This is a genomic window from Bradyrhizobium sp. JYMT SZCCT0180, from assembly GCF_018130165.1.
Classification (GTDB): Bacteria; Pseudomonadota; Alphaproteobacteria; order Rhizobiales; family Xanthobacteraceae; genus Bradyrhizobium.
In genome coordinates this window covers 1-25,892 of sequence record NZ_JAFCLZ010000022.1, presented here as the reverse complement: position 1 = coordinate 25,892, position 25,892 = coordinate 1, and the positions used below count along the sequence as shown (strand labels likewise).

Sequence of the window (25,892 nt, the reverse complement as noted above, 5' to 3'; positions counted from 1 at the left end):
TGAAGTCCCGTAACTGAATTCTATGACAAGGTATTAGCGGCCGCCCGATACATCGAGGATGGCGCTGGTGACGTACGAAGCGTCGTCCGACATCAGCCAGACGATGGCATTGGCGATTTCTTCCGCGGTGCCGACGCGCTTCATCGGCACCATGTGCGCAAGACGATGGGCACGATCGGGCTCGCCGCCGGCCGCATGAATTTCGGTATCGATCAGTCCGGGCCGGATCGCAGCGACGCGTATCCCCTCGCCGGCGACTTCATGGCCGAGGCCGACCGTGAACGAATCCACGGCGCCCTTCGACGCCGCATAATCGACATACGTATTGGGCGCTCCGAGTCTCGCCGCCACCGAGGAAAGATTGACGATAACGCCGCCCTTGCCGCCATGCTTGGTCGACATGCGCTTCACGGCCTCGCGCGCGCACAAGATGGACCCGGTAACGTTGACCGCCATCACGCGCTGGATGCGCTCGGCCGACATCTCGTCGACGCGCACACCGCTCTGACCGACAATACCGCCGTTGTTGACGAGCGCCCCTAACGTACCGAACTGATCGGCCGCCTTGAACAGCGCGAGGATGTCGCTTTCCTCGGCAACGTCGCATTTGACAGCGACGGCCTTGCCGTTCTTGCGCTCGATTTCGGTAACGACTTCGTTCGCCGCCGCCTCGTTACTGGCGTAACCGACGACGACCCGAAAACCGCGGGCCGCCGCGGCAATCGCGGTAGCGCGGCCGATGCCGCGGCTACCGCCGGTGATGACAACAACTTTATCCATCCGCAGCCCCCAACTACCAACGTATCGATCTGAGTAACTTTTCCTGGTGCTCGCAAGCTGCGCGAATGCCGTCCGCAGGAAGCTCCGTAGCGCCATCACCCTTAGGCCAGAACAATTGACCGCCGATCCGATCCAATTCGATCTTGAAGAAATCTTCCTTGGTACGAATGTTCTGCCAGATGGCCCTATCCATAACCGAGCGCAGGTCTAGAACGCCTTCGTACCCATCATCGAACACAACATGTAGAACACCAAACATAACCGGCTCCGCACTGACGATAAGTGGGAATCCTGCTTCGCCCTTGTCGTTAGTCTGATGTACTTCCATCCATAGACGTCCGTCACAAATCCAGCACCAGCCGCGCCGGATCTTCCAGGCTCTCCTTGACGCGGACCAGGAAGGTCACCGCTTCCTTGCCGTCAATGACACGGTGATCGTAGGACAGTGCCAGATACATCATCGGGCGGATCTCGATCTTGCCGCCGATCGCCATCGGCCGCTCCTGGATCTTGTGCATTCCCAAAATGGCGGACTGCGGCGCGTTCAGGATCGGCGTCGACATCAGCGAACCGTAGATGCCGCCATTGGTGATGGTGAAGGTGCCGCCCTGCATCTCGTCGATCTTGAGCTGGCCGTCGCGGGCGCGGCGGCCGAAATCGGCGATGCTCTTTTCGATGTCGGAGATCGACTTGTGGTCGCAGTCGCGCACCACGGGCACGACGAGGCCCTTGTCGGTGCCGACGGCGACGCCGACATGGTAGTAATTCTTGAAGATCAGATCGGTGCCGTCGATCTCGGCATTGACGGCCGGAATGTCCTTGAGCGCCTGCACGCAGGCCTTGGTGAAGAAGCCCATGAAGCCGAGCTTGGTACCGTGCTTCTTCTCGAACACGTCCTTGTACTGTGTCCGCATCGCCATGATGTGGCTCATGTCGACCTCGTTGAAGGTCGTGAGCATCGCCGCGGTGTTCTGCACGTCCTTCAGGCGGCGCGCGATGGTCTGGCGCAGCCGCGTCATCTTCACGCGCTCTTCGCGCGCGGCATCGTCGGCGGGCGACGGTGCGCGCACCTGCACGGCGGCGGCGGGCTGATTGACCGGAGTCGGCGCCGAAGCGGCCTTCTCGATCGCAGCCAGCATGTCGCCCTTGGTGACGCGGCCATCCTTGCCGGAGCCGGGCACGGTCGCGGCATCGACGCCGCTTTCGGCGGAGAGTTTGCGCACCGACGGCGCGAGCGGCGCGTCCGCAGGTGCGGCCTTTGGCGCCGCAGCAGGTGCGGCGGCAGCGGCGGGCGGCGGTGCAGCCGGCGCAGCTGCCTTTGCGGGAGCGGCCGCCGGCCTGGCGCCTGCCGCGCCGTCATTGATCTGTCCGAGCAGCGCGCCGACGGCGACGGTTTCGCCGTCCTTGGCGGCGATCTCGCCCAGCACGCCCGCTGAAGGCGCCGGGACTTCGATGGTGACCTTGTCGGTCTCGAGCTCCACCAAAGGCTCGTCCACCGCCACGGCGTCGCCGGCCTTCTTGAACCAGCGGCCAATGGTGGCCTCCGTCACGGACTCGCCGAGCGTCGGAACGCGAATATCAGTCATGGTCTGTTTTCCTCAATAACCAAGCGGTCAAAAATCGTAACCGCCATCCCCGCCTTCCGCCTTCGCTCGTTGAGCTACGGCGGACAGGTCGCGGGGCATGACGGTTGAATGGTGGTCTAGCCTAGCGCGTCATCCAGCAGCGCCTTGAGCTGCGCCAGATGCTTCGACATCAAACCGGTGGCCGTGGCCGCCGCCGCCGCGCGGCCGGCGTAACGCGGACGCCTGTTCGGCGCGTGGATCTGGTTCAGCACCCATTCGAGATAGGGCTCGATGAAGTGCCAGGCACCCATGTTGCGCGGCTCTTCCTGGCACCAGACGACCTCCGCGTTCTTGAAGCGGGCGAGTTCGTGCACCAGCGCCTTGAGCGGCACCGGATAGAGCTGCTCGACGCGCATCAGGTAGATGTCGTCGATGCCGCGCTTCTCGCGCTCCTCGTAGAGATCGTAATAGACCTTGCCCGAGCACAGCACGATGCGGCGGATCTTGTCGTCGTCCACCAGCTTGATCTTCTCGTCCGGCAGCATCTGGGCGTCATCGTAGAGGATGCGGTGGAACGTGGCGTCCTTGCCGAGCTCGTCGAGCCGCGACACCGCCCGCTTGTGGCGCAGCAGCGATTTCGGCGTCATCAGGATCAGCGGTTTACGGATTTCGCGATGCAGCTGACGCCGCAGCACGTGGAAGTAATTCGCCGGCGTGGTGGGATAGACCACCTGCATGTTGTCTTCGGCACACATCTGCAGGAAGCGTTCGAGCCGCGCCGAGGAGTGCTCCGGTCCCTGACCTTCATAGCCATGCGGCAACAGGCAGACGAGACCCGACATGCGCAGCCATTTGCGTTCGCCCGAGGAGATGAACTGGTCGAACAGCACCTGCGCCCCGTTGGCGAAGTCGCCGAACTGGGCTTCCCACATCGCCAGCGCGTTCGGCTCGGCCAGTGAATAGCCGTACTCGAAGCCAAGCACCGCCTCTTCCGAAAGCAGCGAGTTGATCACCTCGTAGTGGCCCTGATCGGGGCCGAGGTGATTGAACGGCGTGTAACGGCTCTCATCCTCCTGGTCGATCAGCACCGAATGACGCTGCGAGAAGGTGCCGCGCTCGGAGTCCTGTCCGGACAGGCGGACGTGCCGGCCTTCCTGCATCAGCGTGCAAAACGCCAGCGCCTCACCGGTCGCCCAGTCGATACCGACGCCATTGTCGATCGCCTTGGCGCGATTTTCGAGGTAGCGCTGTACGGTGCGGTGAACGCGGAAACCGTCGGGCACCTTGGTGATCTTGCGGCCGATATCCTTCAGGATCGCCGTATCGACGCCGGTAACGCCGCGGCGGGCGTCCTCTTCCTGATCGGCGGACTTGAAGCCGGACCATTTGCCGTCGAGCCAGTCAGCCTTGTTGGGCTTGTAGCCCGAGCCGGCCTCGAGCTCGGCATCGAGCCGCGCACGCCAGTCTGCCTTGGCCTTTTCGACCTCGCCCTCGGTCAGCACGCCGTCAGCGATCAGCCGCTTGGAATAAAGCTCGACCGTGCCGGGATGCGTTGCGATCTTCTTGTACATCACCGGCTGGGTGAACATCGGCTCGTCGCCTTCGTTGTGGCCATGCCTGCGGTAGCAGAACATGTCGATCACGACGGGCTTGTGGAATTTCTGCCGGAATTCGATCGCGACCTTGGCCGCGAACACCACGGCCTCCGGATCGTCGCCGTTCACATGGAAGATCGGCGCGTCGATCATCTTCGCCACGTCGGACGGATAGGGCGAGGAGCGCGAGTAGCGCGGATAGGTGGTGAAGCCGATCTGGTTGTTGACGATGAAGTGCAGCGAACCGCCGGTGCGGTAGCCCTTCAGGTCGGACAGGCCGAAGCATTCGGCGACCACGCCCTGGCCGGCAAAAGCCGCGTCGCCATGCATCAACAGCGGCAGCACGGAAATGCGCATGTCCGGCGGATCGCCGTGCTGGTCCTGCTTGGCGCGCACCTTGCCGAGCACGACGGGATCGACGATTTCCAGATGCGACGGGTTGGCGGTCAGCGACAGATGGATCCTGTTGTTGTCGAACTCGCGGTCCGACGAGGCGCCGAGGTGATATTTGACGTCGCCGGAGCCTTCGACCGCGTCGGGGTTGGCGGAGCCGCCCTTGAATTCATGGAACAGCGCGCGGTGCGGCTTGCCCATCACCTGGGTCAGCACGTTGAGGCGGCCGCGATGCGGCATGCCGAGCACGATCTCCTTAACGCCGAGATTGCCGCCGCGCTTGATGATCTGCTCCAGCGCCGGGATCAGCGATTCAGCTCCGTCGAGGCCGAAGCGCTTGGTGCCGGTGAATTTGATGTCGCAGAACTTCTCAAAGCCTTCGGCTTCGATCAGCTTGTTCAGAATCGCGCGCCGGCCTTCGGGGGTGAAGCTGATTTCCTTGTCCGGCCCTTCGATGCGTTCCTGGATCCAGGCCTTCTGCGCCGCGTTGCTGATGTGCATGAACTCGACCCCGAGCGTCTGGCAGTAGGTGCGCTCGCAGATCGCGACGATTTCGCGAAGCGTGCCGTATTCCAGACCGAGCACGTGATCGAGGAAGATCTTGCGGTCGAAATCGGCCTCGGCAAAACCGTAGGTGCGCGGATCAAGCTCCTCGCGGTCACGCTGGGCCTCGATACCGAGCGGATCGAGCTTGGCGTGGAAATGACCGCGCATGCGATAGGCGCGGATCAGCATCAGGGCGCGAACCGAATCGCGCGTCGCCTGGTTGATGTCGGCCGACGCCACTTCGGCGCCCTTGGCAAAGGCCTTGTTCTCGGCCTTGGCCGCCAGCTTGGCGCCAACAGCCTTTTCGACATGCGCCCAGTTGCCGTCCAGCGCGGAGGTCAGCTCGTCGCGCGGCGTCAAAGGCCAGTTGTCGCGGCCCCAGGAGGCGCCCTCGGCGTTCTTCTGGACGTCGGCCGGGGTGTCTTTCAGGCTCTTGAAGAATTCCTGCCAGTCGGGATCGACCGAAGCGGGGTCCTGCTCGTAGCGGGCGTAGAGATCGTCGATGTAGGTGGCGTTGGTGCCCTGCAAAAAGGAGGAGAGGGCAAATGCGGCATTCGCGTCCTGGCGAGACATGGTGGCGTCCTGGTAATTTTTGGCTTCGCGCGTGGAAAACGGCGCTTTGGCCGGTCCGGAGGCCCGGACCAGCGAGGTAAAGCACCTTTACCCTATTTAGCGCGAAACTTCCCGCCCAAAAGAACCAAGAATTGAATTAGGACTTCAATTTTTCGGCAAGGGTATGTCCAAGCCTTGCCGGCGACGGAGAGACCGTGATTCCGGCCGATTCCATCGCTGTGGTCTTGGAACCGGCGTCGCCCTTGCCGCCGGAGATGATCGCGCCGGCATGGCCCATGCGGCGGCCGGGAGGGGCGGTGACGCCGGCGATGAAGCCGACCATCGGCTTGCTTCGGCCCCGCTTGGCCTCGTCCTTGATGAACTGGGCGGCGTCCTCCTCGGCGGAACCGCCGATCTCACCGATCATAATGATCGAGGTGGTCTTGGGGTCGGCCAGGAACATTTCCAGCACGTCGATGAATTCGGTGCCCTTGACCGGGTCGCCGCCGATGCCGACCGCCGTGGTCTGGCCGAGGCCTTCCTGGGTGGTCTGGAACACGGCTTCATAGGTCAGCGTACCCGAGCGCGACACGATGCCGACACTGCCGGGCTTGAAGATATTGGCCGGCATGATGCCGATCTTGCATTCGCCCGCGGTCATGACGCCCGGGCAGTTCGGTCCGATCAGGCGGGACTTCGACCCCGACAGCGAACGCTTGACGCGGACCATGTCGAGCACCGGAATGCCTTCGGTGATGCACACGATCAGCGGAATTTCCGCATCGATCGCCTCGCAGATCGCATCAGCCGCCCCCGGCGGCGGCACATAGATGACGGACGCATCGGCGCCGGTCTTCTCGCGCGCTTCGGCGACCGTGTCGAACACCGGCAGACCCAGATGCGTCGCACCGCCTTTGCCCGGCGAGGTACCGCCGACCATCTTGGTGCCGTACGCGATCGCGGCTTCGGAATGGAACGTGCCGTTCTTACCGGTAAAACCCTGGCAGATGACTTTGGTATTCTTGTCGATCAGAACGGACATGATGGATGTTACTTCCCTGGATGATCGGAAACGGGATCAGTGGATTCGCCGATACGTGCCGGTGAGCACGTCGGCCCATCCTTCGGCATCAGGCGAGAACTGGATTTTCATGGTGTAGTTGTTGTCGTCGACGACTTCATAGACGTGGCGCGCATTGCCGCGCAGCGAGCCGCGCACGAGGATCAGCGTCTTGCCGGTCCAGCCGCCGGAGGCCGGCGCCGGTGAGTAGTAGCCAAGCGAATCGTGCCAGAACAATTTGTAGTGCCGGTCCTCGCGGTCGTAGGTGAAGACGCCATGGGTGGCGAAGCTTTCCTTGCCGTCGCGCATCTGGACCGCGTCCTGGATCAGATAGAAGCCGTTGAGATCCATGCGCGCCTTGATATGCGCGGTGGCGGGACCGCCCGCGTTCCAGCGCGAGGGATAGACCATCTCTTCGCCGCTCCACTCGCCGGCAAACACGGCGAGCTTGCGGTGTTCCTCCAGGGCAGTCGGTGCGGCGAGACGGTCAGCCATCGCTAGCCTCCCTTGACGGCATTCACGATTTTCTGCGCGGCATCGTCGAGATCATCGGCGGGCAGCACGTTGAGGCCGGATTCGCGGATGATCTTCTTGCCGGCGTCGACATTGGTGCCTTCGAGGCGAACCACCAGCGGCACCTTCAAACCGACTTCCTTGACAGCCGCGACCACGCCCTCGGCGATGATGTCGCATTTCATGATGCCGCCGAAGATGTTGACGAGGATGCCCTTCACGTTCGGATCGGCGGTGATGATCTTGAATGCGGCCGCAACCTTTTCCTTGCTCGCGCCGCCGCCGACGTCGAGGAAGTTGGCGGGCTCCATGCCGTAGAGCTTGATGATGTCCATCGTCGCCATCGCGAGACCGGCGCCGTTGACCATGCAGCCGATGGTGCCGTCGAGCGTGACGTAGTTGAGATCGTATTTCGACGCTTCGATTTCCTTGGCGTCCTCTTCGGTCTCGTCGCGCAATGCCGCGACTTCCGGATGCCGGTACATCGCGTTGTCGTCGAACGCCACCTTGGCGTCGAGCACGCGCAAATCGCCCTGCTTGGTGACGACGAGCGGATTGATTTCCAGCATCGCCATGTCCTTGGCGGTGAAGGCTTTGTAGAGCTGTGCGACCAGCTTCTCGGCCTGCTTGGCAAGATCGCCGGAAAGTTTCAGCGCCTTCGCCACGGTGCGGCCGTGATGCGCCATGATGCCGGTGGCCGGATCGACCGAGAAGGTGATGATCTTCTCAGGCGTGTTGTGCGCGACGTCCTCGATATTGACGCCGCCTTCGGTCGAGACCACGAACGAGACTTCTGAGGTTTCGCGATCGACCAGGATCGAGAGATAGAACTCCTTGTCGATGTCGGAGCCTTCTTCGATGTAGAGGCGGTTGACCTGCTTGCCGTGGGCGCCGGTCTGGATCGTGACGAGCGTCGCGCCCAGCATCTGCTGGGCGAACTCGTTGACCTCGGCGACCGATTTGGCGATGCGGACACCGCCCTTGTCGCCCGCGGAAGCTTCCTTGAACTTGCCCTTGCCGCGGCCGCCGGCGTGGATCTGGCTTTTGACCACCCAGATCGGGCCGGGAAGCGCCTTGGCCGCAGCCTCCGAATCCGAGGCCTTCAAGACAGGCACACCGCGCGAAATCGGCACCCCGAATTCACTGAGCAACGCCTTGGCCTGGTATTCATGGATATTCATCTGGACGCTCCCCAAACCTTATGCGGCAAGTTCTACAGCCCGCCGGTATTGGTAGTTGGCATACCATATACCAAAGGAACTGCAACCCCGAAAATGCTTTCGCCCCGTTTCCAGGGCGAAAGCTCAACAAAATCAACGACCGAGCAGATCAGGCGCGATTTTCTTGCAGGCGTCGACCAGGCCCTGCACGGCGCCGACCGACTTGTCGAAGGCTTCGCGGTCCTTGCCGGCCAGCTCGATCTCGACGATGCGCTCGACACCCTTCGAGCCGATCACGACGGGCACGCCGACATACATGTCCTTCACGCCATATTCGCCGTTGAGATAGGCGGCGCAGGGCAGCACGCGCTTCTTGTCCTTCAGATAGCTCTCGGCCATCGCGATCGCGGAAGCCGCCGGGGCGTAGAAGGCCGAACCGGTCTTCAGCAGGTTGACGATCTCGGCACCGCCATTGCGGGTGCGATCGACGATCTCGTCGATCCGCGCCTGCGAGGTCCAGCCCATCTTGACGAGGTCGGGCAGCGGAATGCCGGCCACGGTGGAGTAGCGGGTCAGCGGCACCATGGTGTCGCCATGGCCGCCGAGCACGAAGGCGGTGACGTCTTCGACCGAGACGTTGAACTCGTCGGCGAGGAAATAGCGGAACCGCGAGGAATCCAGCACGCCGGCCATGCCGACGACCTTCTTGTGCGGCATGCCAGAGGCCTTCTGCAGCGCCCACACCATCGCGTCCAGCGGGTTGGTGATGCAGATGACGAAGGCATCGGGGGCGTACTTCTTGATGCCGGCGCCGACCTGCTCCATGACCTTGAGGTTGATGCTGAGGAGATCGTCGCGGCTCATGCCGGGCTTGCGCGGCACGCCGGCGGTGACGATGCAGACCTTGGCATTGTCGAGCGCCTCATAGGAATTGGCGCCGGTGAGATGCGCATCGAAACCGTCGACCGGCGACGACTGCGCAATGTCGAGCGCCTTGCCCTGCGGCACGCCCTCGGCGATGTCGAACATGACGACGTCGCCGAGCTCCTTCAGGCCAATGAGGTGAGCCAGCGTTCCGCCGATCTGACCGGAGCCAATCAAAGCAATCTTGTCGCGCGCCATGGGAAATTTGTCCTTCTGAGACGTAGAGGAGGATGGAGAGTGAACTGGGAGGCTGGTTATCCCTTTCGAATGATACGTTCAAGTCGCGGCGTGCCCAATTGTAGGCCTTGCCTTCATTTCGATCAGGTATGCCACCGGCGTTCCCAACCGTCATTGCGAGGCGCACCATCTATCCCTGTTCGGAAAGGGTGGGTTGCTTCGCGGAGCCTGTCATCGGGCGCGCATTCGCGCGACCCGTTGGCTCGCAATGACGCCGGAGCGACCTACGTCTCGACCAGCCCGGTGCTGGAGCCGCTCGCGGCTGAATCCTTCCGCCCGTGCGGGAGCGCCAGGTAGGATTCGGAACTCATTTCGATCAGCCGCGACGAGGTCCGCTTGAACTCGTTGGCCTCGTTGCCGTCGGTTGCCAGATACAGCGACACCGGATCGGCGTCCGCCGACGCCATCAACTTCACGGCATTGTCATAGAGCGTATCGATCAGCGAGATGAAACGCTTGGCGGCGTTGCGCTCGGCGTAGTCCATAACCGGAATGCGGTCGACGAGGATGGTGTGATAGTCGTGCGCCAGCCGAAGATAGTCCGACGCCGCCAGCGGCTGTTCGCAGAGCTCAGTGAAGGTAAAGCGGGCGACGCCGTGCGACGAACAGGGCACCCGCAGGATGCGGCCCTTGATTGCGATATCGCGCGTCTTGCAGGGCGCGTTGCCGGTCATCTTGCGCCAGGCCTTGTCGAGCGCGTCACCGGCGACGTCATCCGCCGGCACCAGCCACATCTTCACGCCGGCGAGTTTTTCCAGCCGGAAATCGGTGCGTGCATCGAGCCGCAACACGTCCATGTGATCGGATATCTGCGCGATGAAAGGCAAGAACAGCGCGCGGTTCAGTCCACCCTTGTAGAGGTCGTCGGGCGCCACGTTCGAGGTGGCGACGACGACGGTGCCGAGTTCGAACAGCTTTGTGAACAGCCGTCCCAGGATCATGGCGTCGGCAATATCGGTGACGTGGAATTCGTCGAAGCACAGCAGCCACGCCTCCTCGAAGATCGCGTTCGCGGTCAGCGCGATCACATCGCCGTCGGCGATTGCGCCACGCGCGATCTCCTGCCGGTAGCCGTAGATCCGTTCGTGCACCTCGGCCATGAATTCGTGGAAATGCGCGCGGCGCTTGTGCTCGATGGCGCTCTGCTGAAAGAACAGATCCATCAGCATGGTCTTGCCGCGGCCAACCTCGCCATGGACGTAAAGCCCGCGCGGCGGCGGCTCGTCCTTGTCGCCGAACAGCCGGCCGAGCAGGCTTTGCTTACGCCGCGGCTTGTAGCTGGACAACCGGTCTTCCAGCGCCGCAAAGGCGTCCGCAGCGCGGGCCTGCGCCGGGTCGGCCTCGATCGCGCCGGAGGTGACCAGGCCCTGATAATGGGCGCGGAACGAGGTGGGTGAGGCGGTCGACAGCATGGCCCACCTTACGGCCCCAAGCGTGCGAAAATTGCAAGCCGTGAATTGGTGGTGGGGGTATGCGCGGCCCGTGTCCCGGACGCCCGCCACAAAGATTGGTCGTCATCCCCGCGCAGGCGGGGATCCAGTACGCCGCAGCTTCTCGACTTAAGCACTGCGGTCTCTGGAATACTGGATCGTCCGCCTTCGCGGACGATGACAGCTATGGACTTGGCGAATGGGCCTCCTCACGCGCTCAGTGCGTAGGAATCCTCGACCACATAGGGGCCGCCGCCGGTGGAGGCGCGCGACGAGAACAGCACGAAGCGCGAGGCCATGAAGGTGCGGCTCGGGAAATAGCCGCGCACCGACAGATAGTCGGCGACATCCTGGCTCGAGGCGTCGTGCAGCCGCGCCAGCGTCACGTGGGGGGTGAATTTGCGTCCCTCGGGATCGAGTCCCATCCGCTGCATCATCCGTTCGAGTTCGGCCTGCAATTCGATCAGCGGCCGGCTCGGCTCGACGGACGCCACCACCGCCCGCGGCTTGCGCCCGCCGAAACTTTGCAGGCCTTGCACCTTGACCTCGAACGGTTTGCGGTTGACCCGAAACAACATCGAGGCGATTTCATTCGCCGACATGCCGTCGATGTCGCCGATGAAACGCAAGGTGACGTGATAATTTTCGGGATCGATCCAGCGTGCGCCCGGAAGGCCGCCACGCAAATTGGAAAGGGTCTGGCCAATCTCGGCCGGAATTTCCAGTCCAGCAAACAAACGCGGCATCGCTTGACTCCCGATGCTGAAACCCGATGACGAATCACCGATCACCAATTTCTACCTGAGTTATATGACCCTGCGAAGCAGCCGGCGCCACTGGACCGGAAAGCTACGGGGAAAACTATCGGGCAGGGTTATTCACTGCTGTATTTTCAGCTGCGTTGCGCAGAGATCGCGCCAAGAAATGCCTCGACACTGGGCAGAATATTTTTCACGATGATGTCGACGCCTTCAGCGGTCGGATGCAATCCGTCCGGCTGGTTGAGCTTGGCCTCGGCGGCGACGCCTTCCAGAAAAAACGGATAGAGCGGCACGCCGAAGGATTTCGAAAGCTCCGGGTAGATCGCGTTGAAGCGGGCCGCATACTCGCTGCCATAATTCGGCGGCGCCAGCATCCCGCACAGCAGGACGGCGATCTTGCGGGCTTTCAGCCGGGTCAGGATATCGGTGAGCGCGGCGCGGGTAGCAGTCGGGTCGGTGCCGCGCAAGGCATCGTTGGCGCCGAGCTCGAGGATCACGGCCTCGGTTCCTTCCGGCACCGACCAGTCGAGCCGGTCGCGGCCGCCGGAGGTGGTGTCGCCGGACACCCCGGCATTGATCATATCGACCTTTATCCCCTTGGCTTCCAACGCCTTTTGCAGGCGGACGGGGAACGCCCCGGTCGCCGCCAGGCCATAGCCGGCGCTCAGGGAATCGCCGAGCACTACCATCTTGATAGGCCTTATCGGGGCAGTGACCGGGGTCTGCGCAAAAACCGTCTGTGTCGTCATCAAGGCCATAATCAACACGAGTATGTGCACGAACATGCCTATCCGGCCCTCGACCCCGGCGGCGGAATTGCCATATGACCGATCCATGGACAGTCTCATCGAACCCTCTTCACTAACCGGCCTGGAGCCGGACACTATTTCCATTTCCAACGTCAATCTCTCGCTCGGCACGGGCGCGGCACGCGTTCATATCCTGAAAGATATCAGCCTTCGTGTGGCACAGGGCGAAGCGATCGGCCTGATCGGACCGTCAGGTTCAGGGAAGTCGACCTTGCTGATGGTGATGGCGGGGTTGGAGCGGCCTGACAGCGGAGAGGTGGTGGTGTCAGGCACGCCGTTCAATGCCCTCGACGAGGACGCCCTCGCCCGCTTCCGCGGCCGCCAGGTCGGCATCGTGTTCCAGTCGTTCCATCTGATCCCGACCATGACGGCGCTGGAAAACGTCGCGGTGCCGCTGGAGCTCGCCGGCAATCCCGATGCGGCCAAGCGCGCCGAGCAGGAGCTGAGTTCGGTCGGCCTCGGCGATCGGCTGCATCATTATCCGACGCAGCTCTCCGGCGGCGAGCAGCAGCGCGTCGCGCTGGCCCGCGCGCTGGCGCCGGATCCTGCGATCCTCGTCGCGGACGAACCGACCGGCAATCTCGACGAGGCGACCGGCAAGCAGATCGTCGACCTGCTCTTCACCAAGCATTCCGAGCGCGGCATGACCCTGGTGCTGGTGACGCACGACACCTCGCTGGCGCAACGCTGCGACCGCGTGGTGCGGCTGCGCTCGGGCCGCATCGACGGACAATCCACTTCATGACCATAGCGTCGGAAGCCGCTGGCGGCAGCCGCGCGTCATCACTGGCGCTGCGCTACGCGCTTCGCGAAATGCGCAGCGGCCTGCGCGGCTTTTACGTCTTCATCGCCTGCATCGCGCTCGGCGTGATGGCGATCGCCGGCGTCGGCTCGGTCGCGGCCAGCCTCAGCGACGGCCTGAGCCGGGAGGGCCGCACCTTGCTCGGCGGCGACGTCGCATTCTCGCTGATCCAGCGCGAAGCCACACCAGAGGAAGTCGCCTTCCTGCGCGCCCGCGGCGAGATTTCGGTCGCGGCCGCCTTGCGCGTCATGGCCCGCAGCGGCGACGGCAGGCTGGCGCTGGTCGAACTCAAGGCGGTGGACGGCAAGTACCCGATGCTCGGGGAGTTGACGCTTGATCCCAAGATGCCGGTTGCGGACTTGCTGGCCGAGCGCGACGGCGTATTCGGCGCGGCGGTGGATTCCGTGCTGCTGGCGCGGCTCGATCTCAGGATTGGCGACCGCATCAGCATCGGCAACGCCAACTACCAGATCCGCAGCGTGGTCAGCGCCGAACCGGACAAGCTCGCCGGCAATGTCGGGCTCGGCCCGCGCGTCCTGGTCAGCGAGACCAGCCTGCGCGCGACCGGATTGCTGCAGCCCGGCAGCCTGGTGCGCTGGATCTACCGGCTGAAATTGCCTGATAATGCGGCCGACGAACGCGCCGCGACCCAGCTGATCGACAGCGTGCGGGCCGCGTTGCCGGAGGCCGGCTGGTGGATCCGCAGCCGCGCCAACGCCTCGCCGCAACTCGAACGCACCATCAGCCGTTTCACCCAGTTCCTGACGCTGGTCGGCCTCGCCGCCCTGCTGGTCGGCGGTGTCGGCGTCGCCAACGCCGTCAAGAGCCATATCGACCGCCGCCGTGACGTCATCGCCTCGTTCAAGGCGCTCGGCGCCACCGGCCGCGACGTTTTCACGATCTACCTGACCCAGGTGGTCGTGCTCGCCGGGATCGGCTCCATCATCGGGCTCGTCGCCGGGGCGGCCCTGCCGTTCGTCATCGTCGGCCTGTTCGGCAAGCTGCTGCCGCTGCCGGTGATCCCCGCGCTGCATCTCGACGAACTCGCCCTGTCCTTCATCTACGGCCTGCTGACCGCGCTCGCGTTCGGGCTGTGGCCGCTCGGACGGGTGCACGACGTGCCGGTGGCGGCGTTGTTCCGCGAGGAAGTCGCCCGCGAATGGCACCGTCCGCGCTGGCGATACCTCGCCTTGATGGCCGTCGTGATCGCGCTTTTGATCGCGGTCGCCATCGGCCTTGCCTACGACAAGCGCATCGCGGCCGTGTTCGTCGCCTCGTCGGTCGCGGTGTTCGCGCTGCTGCGCGGCGTCGCCGCCGGCCTGATGGCGCTGGCGCGCCGGCTGCCGCGATCCGATATCACCATGCTGCGGCTGGCGATTGCCAACATCTACCGTCCCGGCGCGCTGACACCCTCGGTCGTGATGTCGCTGGGCCTTGGCCTCGCCGTCCTCGTCACCATCACCCAGATCGACGGCAACCTGCGCCGGCAGTTCCTGGCGGCGCTGCCGGACCGCGCGCCCTCGTTCTACTTCATCGACATCCCGACCTCGGAAGCCGATCGCTTCGGCGCGTTTCTCAAGCAGACAGCGCCGCAATCGACGGTGGAGGATGTCCCGATGCTGCGCGGACGCATCGTAGCAGCCCGGGGCGTCAAGGCCGACGAGCTCAAGCCAACGCGCGATACCGAATGGGTGCTGCAGAGCGACCGCGGCCTGACCTATACGGCGGACATCCCCAAGGGTTCGAAAGTCGTCGAGGGCGACTGGTGGAGTGCGGACTATCGCGGGCCGCCGCTGGTCTCGATGGAGAAGAAGATCGCCGACGGAATGAAGCTCAAGATCGGCGACGAGATCGTCGTCAATGTGCTGGGCCGCGACATTCCGGCGAAGATCGCCAATCTACGCAACGTCGACTGGCAGGGCCTCGGCATCAATTTCGTGCTGGTGTTCTCGCCCAACGCCTTCAAGGGCGCTCCGCACACCCATGTCGCGACCCTGTCCGAGGCGCACCCGGATCCGGCCGGCGACGCCCGGATCATCAAGCAGGTGGCCGACGCGTTCCCGATGGTGACCAGCGTGCGGGTCCGCGAGGCGCTGGACACGATCGGCACCGTCGTCACCAATCTCACGCTCGCGATCCGCGGCGCCAGCGCCGTGACGCTGATTTCGGCCATCCTGGTGCTGGGCGGCGCGCTCGCCGCCGGCCATCGCCACCGGGTCTATGACGCCGTGATCCTGAAGACCCTGGGCGCGACGCGGGTGCGGCTGCTCGGCGCTTACGCGCTGGAATACCTGATGATCGGCCTGGCCACGGCGGTGTTCGGCGTGATCGCAGGCTCGGTTGCGGCCTGGCTGATCGTGACGCGGCTGATGACGCTGAGCTTCATATGGCAGGCCGGCAGCGCTGCCGGCGTTGTCGCCGCGGCCCTGATCGTCACGGTAGGCCTCGGACTCGCCGGCACGTTGCTGGCCCTGAACCAGAAGCCGGCCAGCGTGTTGCGAAATTTGTGACAATTTGTAGCGGCGGCAAGGCCGCGTTAACGCTGCTTTTGCTGGAAAATAGCTATCGAGAGCGACATTCAGCCGCGCGTGGAAGCTTGCAGCGAATGTGTTAGTTTCCCACATACCAGCCTGGGACAGAGGCCGGTTTGATGACACCGAATTAATGTCAGCAAATCGCGGCCTTTGGGCTAGATATTCGAACCGGCGACGCAAACCCCTTGCGATCCGCCGGGCAACCAACGGGAATTCGACCATGTCGGACCTAGACCGTAACTACGCTTCTCCTTTCGGCCGGGCCGCCGGACGCGTCGATGCCGCGGCCGTCGATGCCGGTCTGCGCGCATACATGCTGCGCATCTACAATTACATGTCGATCGGCCTGGCCATCACCGGTCTGGCGGCGCTCGGCGTCTACATGATGGCGGTGACCCCGGATCAGTCGGCCGGCGTCGCCAAGTTCGGCAGGGAGTTCCTGACGCCGTTCGGCTACGCGATGTATGTCAGCCCGCTGAAGTGGCTGTTTATCCTCGCGCCGCTGGTCATGGTGTTCGCGATCTCGTTTGGCATCAACCGGCTGAGGCCCGCGACGGCGCAATTGCTGTTCTGGGCGTTCGCGGCGCTGATGGGCGTCTCGCTGTCGTCGATCTTCCTGGTGTACACCCACACCTCGATCGTGCGGGTGTTCTTCATCACGGCGGCGACCTTCGGCGCGCTGAGCCTCTACGGCTACACCACCAAACGTGACATGAGCGGCATGGCGTCGTTCCTGTTCATGGGCCTGATCGGCATCATCATCGCGAGCCTGGTCAACATGTTCCTCGGCAGCTCGATGCTGCAGTTCATCATCTCGGTGGTGGGCGTGCTGGTGTTCGCGGGCCTCACCGCCTATGACACCCAGCGGCTGAAGAACGACTACATCTACGGCTATGCCTCGCAGGGCGGTGACATTGCGGAAAAGGCGGCGATTACCGGCGCACTTTCGCTCTACCTGAACTTCATCAACCTGTTCACGCTGCTGCTGCAGCTGCTTGGCCAGCGCGACTAGCGCTCCAGCCCAGCCAAAGAATTGAAGCCCCGGCCTCGCGGCCGGGGCTTTTCTTTTGCGACCAGCAAAAATAATCTGTCACCCATGTCTACGCCCGATATCAGGCCCGCCACCGAGGCCGACCTCCCCTTCGTCACCGAAATCTACGAGCACGCGGTGCGCTACGGCACCGCGACATTCGAGCTGATCCCGCCCGATCTCACCGAGATGACCCGGCGGTTCCGTGCGCTGATGGATGGGGGATTCCCGTATTTCGTCGCCGCGGTCGAAGGCCGGGTGATCGGATATGCCTATGCAGGCCCCTACCGCCCTCGGCCGGCCTATCGCTTCACGGTGGAGAACTCGGTCTATCTGCAGCCGGCGACCCATCGCCGCGGCATCGGCCTGTTGCTGCTGCAGCGGCTGATCGCCGAATGCGAAGCGCGCGGCTACCGGCAAATGATCGCCGTCATCGGCGATTCCGCCAACGCCGGCTCGATCGGCGTCCACACCAGGACCGGCTTCCAGATGATCGGGACGCACCCCTGCGTCGGTCTCAAGTTCGGACGCTGGCTGGACACGGTGATGATGCAGCGCGCACTCGGCGAAGGCGCCACGACGGTCCCCGCGGATTCGAAAGCTTCGTAGCCCGGATGGAGCCAACGGGTCGCGCGAATGGCGCCCGATGATAAGCTCCGCGCAATCCGGGAATAGAAGCGACTGCGGCCCCCCGGATTTCGCTTCGCTTCATCCGGGCTACAGGACCGCGCTACACAACCGCCAGCTTGCGATCGATCACCAGTAGTACGCGCTCAAGCTCATGGCCGCGGCGCAGGATCAGCCCGGTCGCTGAGATCACGCTGTACATGCCCTGCTTGCGCGCCAGCCGCGGATCCTTCTCGATGCGATAGATCGGGACTTCGGAGGCGCGGCGGAACACCGAGAACACCGCGCGGTCCTTCAGGAAGTCGATGGCATAATCGCGCCACTCGCCATCGGCGACCATGCGGCCGTACAGATTGAGGATGCGATTGAGCTCCAGGCGATTGAACGTAACGCTATTCGGAAGCGGACTTGCAGTGGCGGTGCGCGCCACCGCGCGACTCCCGCTCGGATCAGTGTCCTCCGACATCGAACTCATCGAGCGCCTCCTGTCGTCTCGGGCATAATCTTATTCCGAAAAACCGGTCCCTGGTTTGCGCTGACGCGGCCCTTCGGGTCGGGATCATGACAATGACATGATCGCGCTAACCGCCGGGCACCGCAAGGCCCTTTGAAATTGCGGCGGAAAACCGCGACGGGCCGTCCGGCAGCACCGGAAATACCGAGTCACGGGAACGTTAGAGGAATCATATTGCTGCCCCACTTCCGCCCATCGCCCGCCCCGCTGGCTTGCGACAAGTGAATCCTGCGTTGACCCGGTCCTTTCGGTTCCGGATTCCTCAGCCCCCAGCCCCCCGGGGCCGTCGGGATCGGGTCTGTTCGCAGGGGAGCTTTCTCCCGCACTGGGCCAACGAGAGTTGGTCCTTTTTCTTTTGGGGGGTGCGTTCGTCATTCGGGAACGCGCCATCGTAGCGCGCCACACAATCCGCGGTCGTCCTTCGCGAAAGCGGGGGACCCAGTACGCCGCGGCGGCGAGATGTATTGCTGGCTTCCCGGCGTACTGGATCGCCCGAAGCGCAGACAAGTCTACGTAGTCTGCGCAACGCAGACTACTATGTCGGGCGACGACAGCTTGGGTGGCGCACGAAAATTCGAAATCAGCGCAGCGGCGTGTAGGCCGCGCCCAGCATCGGGCCTGGCTTTTCGCGATTGCCGTCCTGGACATAGACGACCGCGGCATCCACGCCATCGCGGGAGATGTTTTCAAGCGGAACGGTCCAGCTTCCGGAATTGCCGTTCCAGTCCCCGACCTTCAGGATGTTGCGCACCACATTGTAGTAGGTGACCTGGCGGCCGCGGTTTTCGCCGCGCCCGATCGAGATCGGCACCGCCTTCGAGACCGAGCAAATCCAGACTTCGCCCTGCGATGAAGTCGGCGCGTTGCTCGCCGCCACCGACACGTTGATGTGCTTGCCGGACAACGTCATCGTCACCGGCACCGACATCACGCCGGTGGCCTTCTGGGTGTGCTGGATTGCGCTGTCGATGCCTGCACGATCACTGCCGACCACCTTCGCCGAACCGTTGACGATGACCTGCGGCGTGTAGACGTCGCGATCGCCACGCATTTGCGAATAGGCTTTCTGACGCGCGCTGAAGCGCGAGTCCGCCAGCGTATCCTTCCAGCCCAGATAATCCCAATATTCGATCGGCATGCTGAGCGCGATCACGTTGGGGTCCTTGGCAAGCTCGCCAATGATCTCGTCGGCCGGCGGGCACGACGAGCAGCCTTGCGAGGTGAACAGCTCGACGACCGCGCGCGGGTCGGCATGAGCGGGACGGATAATCGCGACAATGGCACAGACGCCAAGCGCACTCGACCATCGCGAAATCGAACTATTGGCCATCATCGCTGTCATACTGCGAACCGGTCCTGGCGATTTCTATCCGTATTTGTACGGGGCATGATTTTCTATCCCTAAGCGCGCACCCCAGACGCAAGAAAGCGGCCTTTTCATAGGCCGCCTTCTTCCCGGTCGCTACTCACGTAGCAGTGAGGCACCGATCACAAATCCGCGTTTCAAGGCGTTTTCAAGCGAAGTGGATAAACGTTCGCGTGAAGAAAACGCCTCAAAACACAACTCAAGCCGCAAGCTTGCGCAGCACATAGTGCAGAATACCGCCGTTGCGGTAGTAGTCGAGCTCGTCGAGCGTATCGATGCGGCAGAGCAGCGAAACGCGCTGCAGCGAACCGTCGCCGGACACGATTTCCGCGGTCAGCTTCTGGCGCGGCTTCAAATCGCCCTGCAGGCCGCGGATCGTCACCTTCTCGTCGCCCTTCAGCCCGATCGACGTCCAGGACTGGCCGTCCTCGAAGGTCAGCGGCAGCACTCCCATGCCGACGAGGTTGGAGCGATGGATGCGCTCGAAGCTTTGGCAGATCACCGCGCGGACCCCGAGCAGCCTGGTGCCCTTCGCCGCCCAGTCGCGCGACGAGCCGTTGCCGTATTCGGCGCCGGCGAACACCACCAGCGGCACCTGCTCGGCCTGGTACTTCATCGCCGCGTCGTAGATCGACATCTGCTCGCCGTCGGGCCAATGTTTTGTCAATCCGCCTTCCGGAATGTTTCCATCAGCGCCTTTGAGCATGAAGTTCTTGATGCGGATATTCGCGAAAGTACCGCGCATCATGATCTCATGATTGCCGCGCCGCGTGCCGTACTGGTTGAAGTCGGCCGGACGCACCTGATGCTCCGACAGATATTTTCCGGCCGGAGAGGTCAGCTTGATCGAACCGGCCGGCGAGATGTGGTCGGTGGTGATCTTGTCGCCGAACATCGCCAGAATCCGCGCATCGATCACGTCGACGATCGGTTCCGGCTCTTTCTTCATGCCTTCGAAATAGGGCGGGTTCTGCACATAGGTCGAGCTCATGTTCCAGCGATAGGTCTCGCTCTCGACCGTCTTGATCTTGCGCCAGTTGGTGTCGCCCTTGAACACGTCGGCGTAGCGCTTCTTGAAGATCGTCGCGGTGACGAACTTCTTCATATAGGCGTTGATTTCCTTGGTGGTCGGCCAGATGTCCTTCAGGAACACCGGCTTGCCGTCCTTGCCTTCGCCGATCGGCTCGACCGAAAGATCCTTGGTCACGGTGCCGGCCAGCGCATAGGCGACGACCAGCGGCGGCGAGGCGAGATAATTCGCCTGCACGTCCGGCGACACGCGGCCTTCGAAGTTGCGGTTACCCGACAACACGGCGGCGGCGACGATGCCATTGTCGTTGATCGACTTCGAAATATCCTCCGGCAGCGGGCCGGAATTGCCGATGCAGGTGGTGCAGCCGAAGCCGACCAGGTTGAAGCCGACCTTGTCGAGATCGAGTTGCAGTCCGGAGTTGGACAGATATTCCGCGACCACTTGGCTGCCCGGCGCCAGCGAGGTCTTGACCCATGGCTTGGCCTTCAGGCCCTTGGCGGCGGCGTTGCGGGCCAAGAGGCCCGCGCCGATCAGCACGCTCGGATTTGACGTGTTGGTGCACGAGGTGATCGCGGCGATCACGACGTCGCCATGGCCGAGATCGAAATTGCGGTTCTCGACGGCGTAGCGATGCGAGGCATCCGCCGCCTTCTTGTATTCGGTGGTCATCGCCGCGGAGAAGCCGCTGGCCACCGCCGGAAGCGCCACGCGGCCTTCGGGGCGCTTCGGTCCGGCCATCGAGGGCACCACGTCGGCAAGATCGAGCGTCAGCGTTTCCGTGAACACCGGATCTGCGGATTTGGCGGTGCGGAACAGGCCCTGCGCCTTGGCGTAGGCCGCGACCAGTTTCACACGGTCCGCCTTGCGGCCCGAGGTTTTCAGATAATCGATGGTCGCGGCATCGACCGGGAAGAAGCCGCAGGTCGCGCCATATTCCGGCGCCATGTTGCCGATCGTCGCCTTGTCGGCGACCGACAGATAATCGAGGCCGGGGCCGTAGAATTCGACGAACTTTCCGACCACGCCCTGCTTGCGCAGCATCTGCGTCACGGTCAGCACCAGGTCGGTGGCGGTGACGCCTTCCTTCATCTGGCCCTTGAGCTTGAAGCCGATCACTTCGGGCAGCAGCATCGACTGCGGCTGGCCGAGCATCGCAGCTTCCGCCTCGATGCCGCCAACGCCCCAGCCCAGCACGGCCAGACCGTTGACCATCGTGGTGTGCGAATCGGTGCCGACCAGCGTGTCGGGATAGGCGACTTCGAACGTGCCGGTCTTCCTGCCGACCGTCATCTTCTCCTTGCGGGTCCACACCGTCTGGGCGAGGTATTCGAGATTGACCTGGTGGCAGATGCCGGTACCGGGCGGCACCACCGAGAAATTCGTGAACGCCTTCTGGCCCCACTTCAGGAACTCGTAGCGTTCCTGGTTCTGCTTGTATTCCTCGACCACGTTCTTGCCGAACGCCTTGTTGTCACCGAAGAAGTTGACGATCACGCTGTGATCGATGACGAGATCGACCGGCACCAGCGGATTGATCTTTTCGGCATCGCCGCCGAGCGCCTGCATCGCGTTGCGCATCGCGGCCAGATCGACCACCGCCGGCACGCCGGTGAAATCCTGCATCAGCACGCGTGCGGGGCGAAACGAGATTTCATGCTCGAGCTTGCGGGTCTTCAGCCATTTCGACACCGCGATGATGTCGGCCTTCTTGACCGTACGATCGTCTTCAAAACGAAGCAGGTTTTCCAGCAGCACCTTCATCGAATAGGGAAGCTTGGAAATTCCCTTCAGACCGTTCTTCTCGGCGGCGGGCAGGCTGTAATACACGTAGGTCTTGCCACCGACCTTGAGGGTCTTGCGGCATTTGAAGCTGTCGAGCGAGGTCATGTCAGGAAATCCCAATTCTCAGTTATACCCGGCAAAGGGTATTTAAACACCGTCAGCGCGGTCGGCTTACCGGCTTGCGGCCGCCGGTTGTGTGCTGCATCAAGTTCCGGGCTTATAGAATCTTTCTAGATGCGCCGCCACAACCACGATCGTGCTGCAGCATTGCGCGACCCAAAAATTCTGATGCGGTACCCCAAGGTTTTCTGAAGGGCCGTAACGAGGCAAGATGCGGCTCACAGGACGTCAGATCGATTGTGTGCGGGGTGGGCGCGCGGTGTTTTCCGGGCTCGATTTCGAGGCCGCATCCAGCCACGCGCTCGCCGTCATCGGTCCCAACGGGTCCGGCAAGACGTCGCTGCTGCGGCTGATCGCGGGCTTGCTGGTGCCGGCAGGCGGATCGGTGGCGCTGGAAGGCGGCGCGGACGAGCTGACGCTGCCCGAGCAGGCCCATTATCTCGGCCATCGCGACGCACTGAAACCCGCGCTCAGCGTGCTTGAAAACCTGTCGTTCTGGCGGGATTTCCTGGGCGGGGACGCCAGCGATCCCCATGAATGCCTCGCCAAAGTGGGGCTCGCGCACGCCACGCATTTGCCGGCGGCGTATCTGTCGGCCGGCCAACGGCGGCGGTTGTCGATCGGCCGGCTGCTCGCGGTGCGGCGGCCGGTCTGGCTGCTGGACGAGCCGACCTCGGCGCTCGATGCCGCGGGACAGGATCTGTTCGCCGGCCTGATGCAGGGCCACCTCGCGCGCGGCGGCATCATCGTCGCGGCCACCCACGCGCCGTTGGGGATTGAGGCAGGCGAATTGCGGATGGGAGGGAGCGCATGACCGCCCTTGCCGCGCTGATTCGGCGCGATATCAGGATCGCGCTGCGTGTCGGTGGCGGCGCGCTGATCGGCGTGCTGTTCTTCCTCACCGTCACCGTGCTGATGCCGTTTGCACTCGGGCCCGACCTGGCGCTGCTGACGCGACTCGGGCCCTCCATTCTCTGGCTCGGCGCGCTGCTGGCCAGTCTGCTCACGCTCGACCGCCTGTTCACGTCAGACCACGAGGACGGCTCGCTCGATCTGATCGTGATGGGCCGGATGCCGCTGGAACTGGCCTGTGCTGCGAAGGCGCTGGCGCACTGGCTCGCCGCCGGGCTGCCGCTGATCTTGGCTACCCCCGTGCTTGGGCTGATGCTCAATCTCGACGCCACCGCGACCTCGGCCGTGGCGCTGACACTGCTGGTGGGAACGCCGGCACTGACTTTTATCGGCATGATCGGCGCCGCGCTGGCGGTAACGCTGCATCGCGGCGGGTTGCTGCTCGCGGTGCTGGTGCTGCCGCTGTCGATCCCGGTGCTGATTTTCGGCGTCGCAGCGTCGCAGGCCGCCATATCGGGACCGCTGCCGTTTGGAACACCGTTTTCGATCCTGTGCGCGATCTCGCTGGTCAGTTTCGTGATCGGACCGTTTGCCGCAGCCGCCAGCCTGCGGCACGGGCTGGACTAGATAACCTGATGCATGCCGATCAACACTTGATGGAACAGAACAAGCCGCATTGCCTGCCCCGCCGCCGACGATTATCAGGATGCCCATGACGCTGATCGACCTCGCCAACCCCACCAAATTCCTGTCGCTGACGGGGCGCATATTGCCGTGGCTGGCGGGCGCGACTGCGATCCTGCTCATGATCGGCTTCTATCAGGCGGCGATGGCGCCCGACGATTACCAGCAAGGCGCCACCGTCAAGATCATGTTTATCCACGTGCCCAACGCGTGGCTGTCGATGTTCGTGTGGGGCGTCATGAGCCTTGCGGCGCTGGGCACGCTGGTGTGGCGGCATCCCCTTGCCGACGTCGCTGCGAAAGCCGCCGCCCCGATCGGCGCCGCCTTCACATTTCTCGCGCTGGTCACGGGCTCGCTGTGGGGCCGGCCGATGTGGGGCACCTATTGGCAATGGGATGCGCGGCTCACCTCGGTGCTGATCCTGTTCCTGATGTATCTCGGCCTGATCGCGCTGTGGCGCGCGGTGGACGATCCGTCGCGCGCGGCGCGGGCGGCGGCGATCCTCACACTGGTCGGCGCGCTCAATCTGCCGATCATCAAATTCTCGGTCGACTGGTGGAACACGCTGCATCAGCCGGCCTCGGTGCTGCGGATGGGCGGCTCCACGCTCGACCGCGCCTTCCTGATTCCGTTGCTGGTGATGGCGGTTGGATTTTCGCTGCTGTTCGTCACGCTGCATCTGGCGGCGATGCGCAACGAGATCCTTCGCCGCCGCGTGCGCAGCTTGCAGATCATGCAAGCCAGCCAACAGGCCGCGTGACGCGATGGCGCTCGGTCCCTATGCCTCCTTCATCGTGACGTCCTACGCGCTGGTCGCCGCTGTTGTCGCGATCCTGATCGCCTGGATCGCCATCGATTTTCGCCGCCAGAAGGCGCGCCTGCGCGAGCTCGAGGCCAGCGGCATCACCAGGCGCTCCGGCCGCAGTGCGGCGGACATAAGATGAGCGGGCCCGCGGCATCTGACGCACCGCGGCAAAGCCGGCGCTGGCTGGTGACGTTGCCACTGATCGGCTTCATGGCGGTGGCCGGGCTTTTTCTGATGCGGCTGCACGGCGGCGACCCTTCCAAAATTCCATCCGCCCTGATCGGCCGCCCGGCGCCGCAAACCGCGCTGCCGGCGCTGGCAGGCCTGGTCGACAACGGCGTCGCTATTCCCGGGCTCGACCCGGCGGCGTTCAAGGGCAAGGTCAGCGTCGTCAACGTCTGGGCGTCCTGGTGCGTACCATGTCATGACGAGATGCCGCTGCTCACCGCGCTGGCCAAGGACAAGCGGCTGCAGATCGTCGGCATCAACTACAAGGATTCGCCCGACAACGCCCGCCGCTTCCTCGGCCGCTACGGCAACCCCTTCAGCATGGTCGGCGCCGACAGCAATGGCCGCGGCTCGATCGAATGGGGCGTCTATGGCGTGCCCGAGACCTTTGTGGTCGGCCGCGAAGGCACCATCGTCTACAAACTGGTCGGGCCGATCACGCCGGCCAATGTCGATACCGTGCTGAAGGCAGAGATCGAGAAGGTGCTGAAGGCGGGGAGTTAACTCCAGCCGTCATTCCGGGGCGCGCCTTGGCGCGAGCCCGGAATCCATTTGTCGATGCGACTTGCGGCCTGATGGATTCCGGGCTCTCGCTTCGCTCGCCCCGGAATGACGAGGCCAAATAATTTCCGGCTTTTATCTGCCGTTCATTTGCCGGCCATGGCGCCGCCACGAATTCGAAGCTAGCTTGAAGGCGTTACTTAAACCGCCCTGGGAGGGACACTTCTATGCGTCATTTCACGCTCGCTTCTCTTCTCGCAACTGCGCTCACGGTCGGCCTGATGGCGGCAACCCCGTCGATGGCCCAGACCGCGCAGCCCGCGCCCGCGACCAAATCCGACAGCAAGATGGCTCCCGCGCCGAAGGCCCAGGAGTCGAAGATGGCGCCGGCCCCGAAGGCCGAGTTGCTCGACATCAATTCAGCGACCGCCGACCAGCTCGAGGCGTTGGCGGGGATCGGCAAGGCCTATTCCGCCAAGATCATCGCGGGCCGCCCCTACAAGGGCAAGGACGATCTGGTGCACAAGAACATCGTCCCGCAGGCGACCTACGACAAGATCAAGGACCACGTGATCGCCAAGCAGAAGAGCTGATCGTTCTTTCTCCCCGCTTGCGGCAGGGGAATCGCATATGGATTTGGCTCTGCTATTGCATTGAAGGGTAAGACGGATTCTGAAGGAGGCTCCCTG

The 25,892-nt window shown here is 63.5% G+C and carries 24 protein-coding genes; 10 read left to right on the top strand and 14 right to left on the bottom strand.

The genetic code is table 11. The features are described 5' to 3' along the window. Positions 1 to 33 precede the first annotated feature (33 nt). The 11 genes from JQ641_RS28495 to JQ641_RS28445 form a co-directional block, all read right to left on the bottom strand. Entirely contained in the window at positions 34 to 780 is a 747-nt protein-coding gene (locus JQ641_RS28495; protein ID WP_211999195.1) for an SDR family oxidoreductase, read from the bottom strand. A 13-nt stretch (positions 781 to 793) separates the two neighbouring features. Continuing rightward, the gene (locus tag JQ641_RS28490) at positions 794 to 1,108 is read right to left on the bottom strand and encodes a DUF2442 domain-containing protein (RefSeq protein ID WP_211999194.1); all 315 of its coding nucleotides are present in this window, start codon (positions 1,106 to 1,108) and stop codon (positions 794 to 796) included. A 13-nt stretch (positions 1,109 to 1,121) separates the two neighbouring features. Further along, entirely contained in the window at positions 1,122 to 2,366 is a 1,245-nt protein-coding gene (odhB, locus tag JQ641_RS28485; RefSeq protein ID WP_211999193.1) for a 2-oxoglutarate dehydrogenase complex dihydrolipoyllysine-residue succinyltransferase, read from the bottom strand. Positions 2,367 to 2,482: 116 nt separating this feature from the next. Next, positions 2,483 to 5,452 carry a 2-oxoglutarate dehydrogenase E1 component gene (locus tag JQ641_RS28480; RefSeq protein ID WP_211999192.1) on the bottom strand — a complete coding sequence of 990 codons (2,970 nt, stop codon included), beginning with the start codon at positions 5,450 to 5,452 and terminating at the stop codon, positions 2,483 to 2,485. Between the two features lie 136 nt (positions 5,453 to 5,588). After that, positions 5,589 to 6,473, bottom strand: coding sequence for a succinate--CoA ligase subunit alpha (gene sucD / locus JQ641_RS28475; protein ID WP_211999191.1), 885 nt, complete (start codon positions 6,471 to 6,473; stop codon positions 5,589 to 5,591). 36 nt (positions 6,474 to 6,509) lie between these two features. Next, positions 6,510 to 6,986, bottom strand: coding sequence for a DUF1579 family protein (locus JQ641_RS28470; RefSeq protein ID WP_211999190.1), 477 nt, complete (start codon positions 6,984 to 6,986; stop codon positions 6,510 to 6,512). A 2-nt stretch (positions 6,987 to 6,988) separates the two neighbouring features. Then, entirely contained in the window at positions 6,989 to 8,185 is a 1,197-nt protein-coding gene (sucC, locus tag JQ641_RS28465; protein ID WP_211999189.1) for an ADP-forming succinate--CoA ligase subunit beta, read from the bottom strand. Between the two features lie 132 nt (positions 8,186 to 8,317). Further along, on the bottom strand, positions 8,318 to 9,286 hold the full coding sequence (mdh, locus tag JQ641_RS28460) for a malate dehydrogenase (protein ID WP_192739019.1): 969 nt from the start codon (positions 9,284 to 9,286) through the stop codon (positions 8,318 to 8,320). A gap of 263 nt (positions 9,287 to 9,549) precedes the next feature. After that, positions 9,550 to 10,737, bottom strand: coding sequence for a cell division protein ZapE (zapE, locus tag JQ641_RS28455; RefSeq protein WP_211999188.1), 1,188 nt, complete (start codon positions 10,735 to 10,737; stop codon positions 9,550 to 9,552). Between the two features lie 227 nt (positions 10,738 to 10,964). Next, the gene (thpR, locus tag JQ641_RS28450) at positions 10,965 to 11,501 is read right to left on the bottom strand and encodes an RNA 2',3'-cyclic phosphodiesterase (RefSeq protein WP_192739017.1); all 537 of its coding nucleotides are present in this window, start codon (positions 11,499 to 11,501) and stop codon (positions 10,965 to 10,967) included. Positions 11,502 to 11,647: 146 nt separating this feature from the next. Continuing rightward, a complete protein-coding gene (locus JQ641_RS28445) occupies positions 11,648 to 12,295 on the bottom strand; it encodes an arylesterase (protein ID WP_502755008.1) in 648 nt (215 codons plus the stop codon). A gap of 55 nt (positions 12,296 to 12,350) precedes the next feature. On the opposite strand from JQ641_RS28445, the gene JQ641_RS28440 reads away from it, so the two are divergent. The 4 genes from JQ641_RS28440 (at position 12,351) to JQ641_RS28425 (ending at position 17,300) form a co-directional block, all read left to right on the top strand. After that, positions 12,351 to 13,070 carry an ABC transporter ATP-binding protein gene (locus JQ641_RS28440; protein WP_211999186.1) on the top strand — a complete coding sequence of 240 codons (720 nt, stop codon included), beginning with the start codon at positions 12,351 to 12,353 and terminating at the stop codon, positions 13,068 to 13,070. Beyond that, entirely contained in the window at positions 13,067 to 15,637 is a 2,571-nt protein-coding gene (locus tag JQ641_RS28435) for an ABC transporter permease (RefSeq protein ID WP_211999185.1), read from the top strand. The genes JQ641_RS28440 and JQ641_RS28435 overlap by 4 nt, the downstream gene beginning before the upstream one ends. Before the next feature lie 244 nt (positions 15,638 to 15,881). After that, positions 15,882 to 16,673 carry a Bax inhibitor-1/YccA family protein gene (locus JQ641_RS28430; RefSeq protein WP_192739013.1) on the top strand — a complete coding sequence of 264 codons (792 nt, stop codon included), beginning with the start codon at positions 15,882 to 15,884 and terminating at the stop codon, positions 16,671 to 16,673. An 84-nt stretch (positions 16,674 to 16,757) separates the two neighbouring features. Then, a complete protein-coding gene (locus JQ641_RS28425) occupies positions 16,758 to 17,300 on the top strand; it encodes a GNAT family N-acetyltransferase (RefSeq protein WP_211999184.1) in 543 nt (180 codons plus the stop codon). A gap of 121 nt (positions 17,301 to 17,421) precedes the next feature. Here JQ641_RS28425 and JQ641_RS28420 read toward each other — a convergent pair whose 3' ends face one another. From JQ641_RS28420 to acnA, 3 genes are all read right to left on the bottom strand, one after another. Further along, positions 17,422 to 17,793, bottom strand: coding sequence for a DUF2794 domain-containing protein (locus tag JQ641_RS28420; RefSeq protein ID WP_211999183.1), 372 nt, complete (start codon positions 17,791 to 17,793; stop codon positions 17,422 to 17,424). 619 nt (positions 17,794 to 18,412) lie between these two features. Beyond that, a complete protein-coding gene (locus tag JQ641_RS28415) occupies positions 18,413 to 19,174 on the bottom strand; it encodes a DUF1223 domain-containing protein (protein WP_211999182.1) in 762 nt (253 codons plus the stop codon). Positions 19,175 to 19,397: 223 nt separating this feature from the next. Further along, positions 19,398 to 22,118 (bottom strand): aconitate hydratase AcnA, encoded by a 2,721-nt coding sequence (gene acnA, locus JQ641_RS28410; RefSeq protein WP_211999181.1) that lies wholly within the window; start codon positions 22,116 to 22,118, stop codon positions 19,398 to 19,400. A 226-nt stretch (positions 22,119 to 22,344) separates the two neighbouring features. Here acnA and ccmA point away from each other — a divergent pair, with 226 nt between their 5' ends. The 6 genes from ccmA (at position 22,345) to JQ641_RS28380 (ending at position 25,796) form a co-directional block, all read left to right on the top strand. Continuing rightward, on the top strand, positions 22,345 to 22,947 hold the full coding sequence (gene ccmA / locus JQ641_RS28405) for a heme ABC exporter ATP-binding protein CcmA (RefSeq protein WP_211999180.1): 603 nt from the start codon (positions 22,345 to 22,347) through the stop codon (positions 22,945 to 22,947). Beyond that, on the top strand, positions 22,944 to 23,612 hold the full coding sequence (gene ccmB / locus JQ641_RS28400; RefSeq protein ID WP_211999179.1) for a heme exporter protein CcmB: 669 nt from the start codon (positions 22,944 to 22,946) through the stop codon (positions 23,610 to 23,612). The genes ccmA and ccmB overlap by 4 nt, the downstream gene beginning before the upstream one ends. A gap of 85 nt (positions 23,613 to 23,697) precedes the next feature. Further along, positions 23,698 to 24,429, top strand: a complete 732-nt coding sequence (locus JQ641_RS28395) for a heme ABC transporter permease (RefSeq protein WP_283815228.1) — start codon at positions 23,698 to 23,700, stop codon at positions 24,427 to 24,429. Between the two features lie 4 nt (positions 24,430 to 24,433). Then, complete coding sequence (gene ccmD / locus JQ641_RS28390) at positions 24,434 to 24,613, top strand: heme exporter protein CcmD (RefSeq protein ID WP_192739315.1); 180 nt, start codon at positions 24,434 to 24,436, stop codon at positions 24,611 to 24,613. Then, the gene (locus JQ641_RS28385; RefSeq protein WP_211999177.1) at positions 24,610 to 25,206 is read left to right on the top strand and encodes a DsbE family thiol:disulfide interchange protein; all 597 of its coding nucleotides are present in this window, start codon (positions 24,610 to 24,612) and stop codon (positions 25,204 to 25,206) included. Before ccmD ends, JQ641_RS28385 begins: the two co-directional genes overlap by 4 nt. 224 nt (positions 25,207 to 25,430) lie before the next feature. Then, a complete protein-coding gene (locus JQ641_RS28380) occupies positions 25,431 to 25,796 on the top strand; it encodes a ComEA family DNA-binding protein (protein ID WP_211999176.1) in 366 nt (121 codons plus the stop codon). Positions 25,797 to 25,892 lie beyond the last annotated feature (96 nt).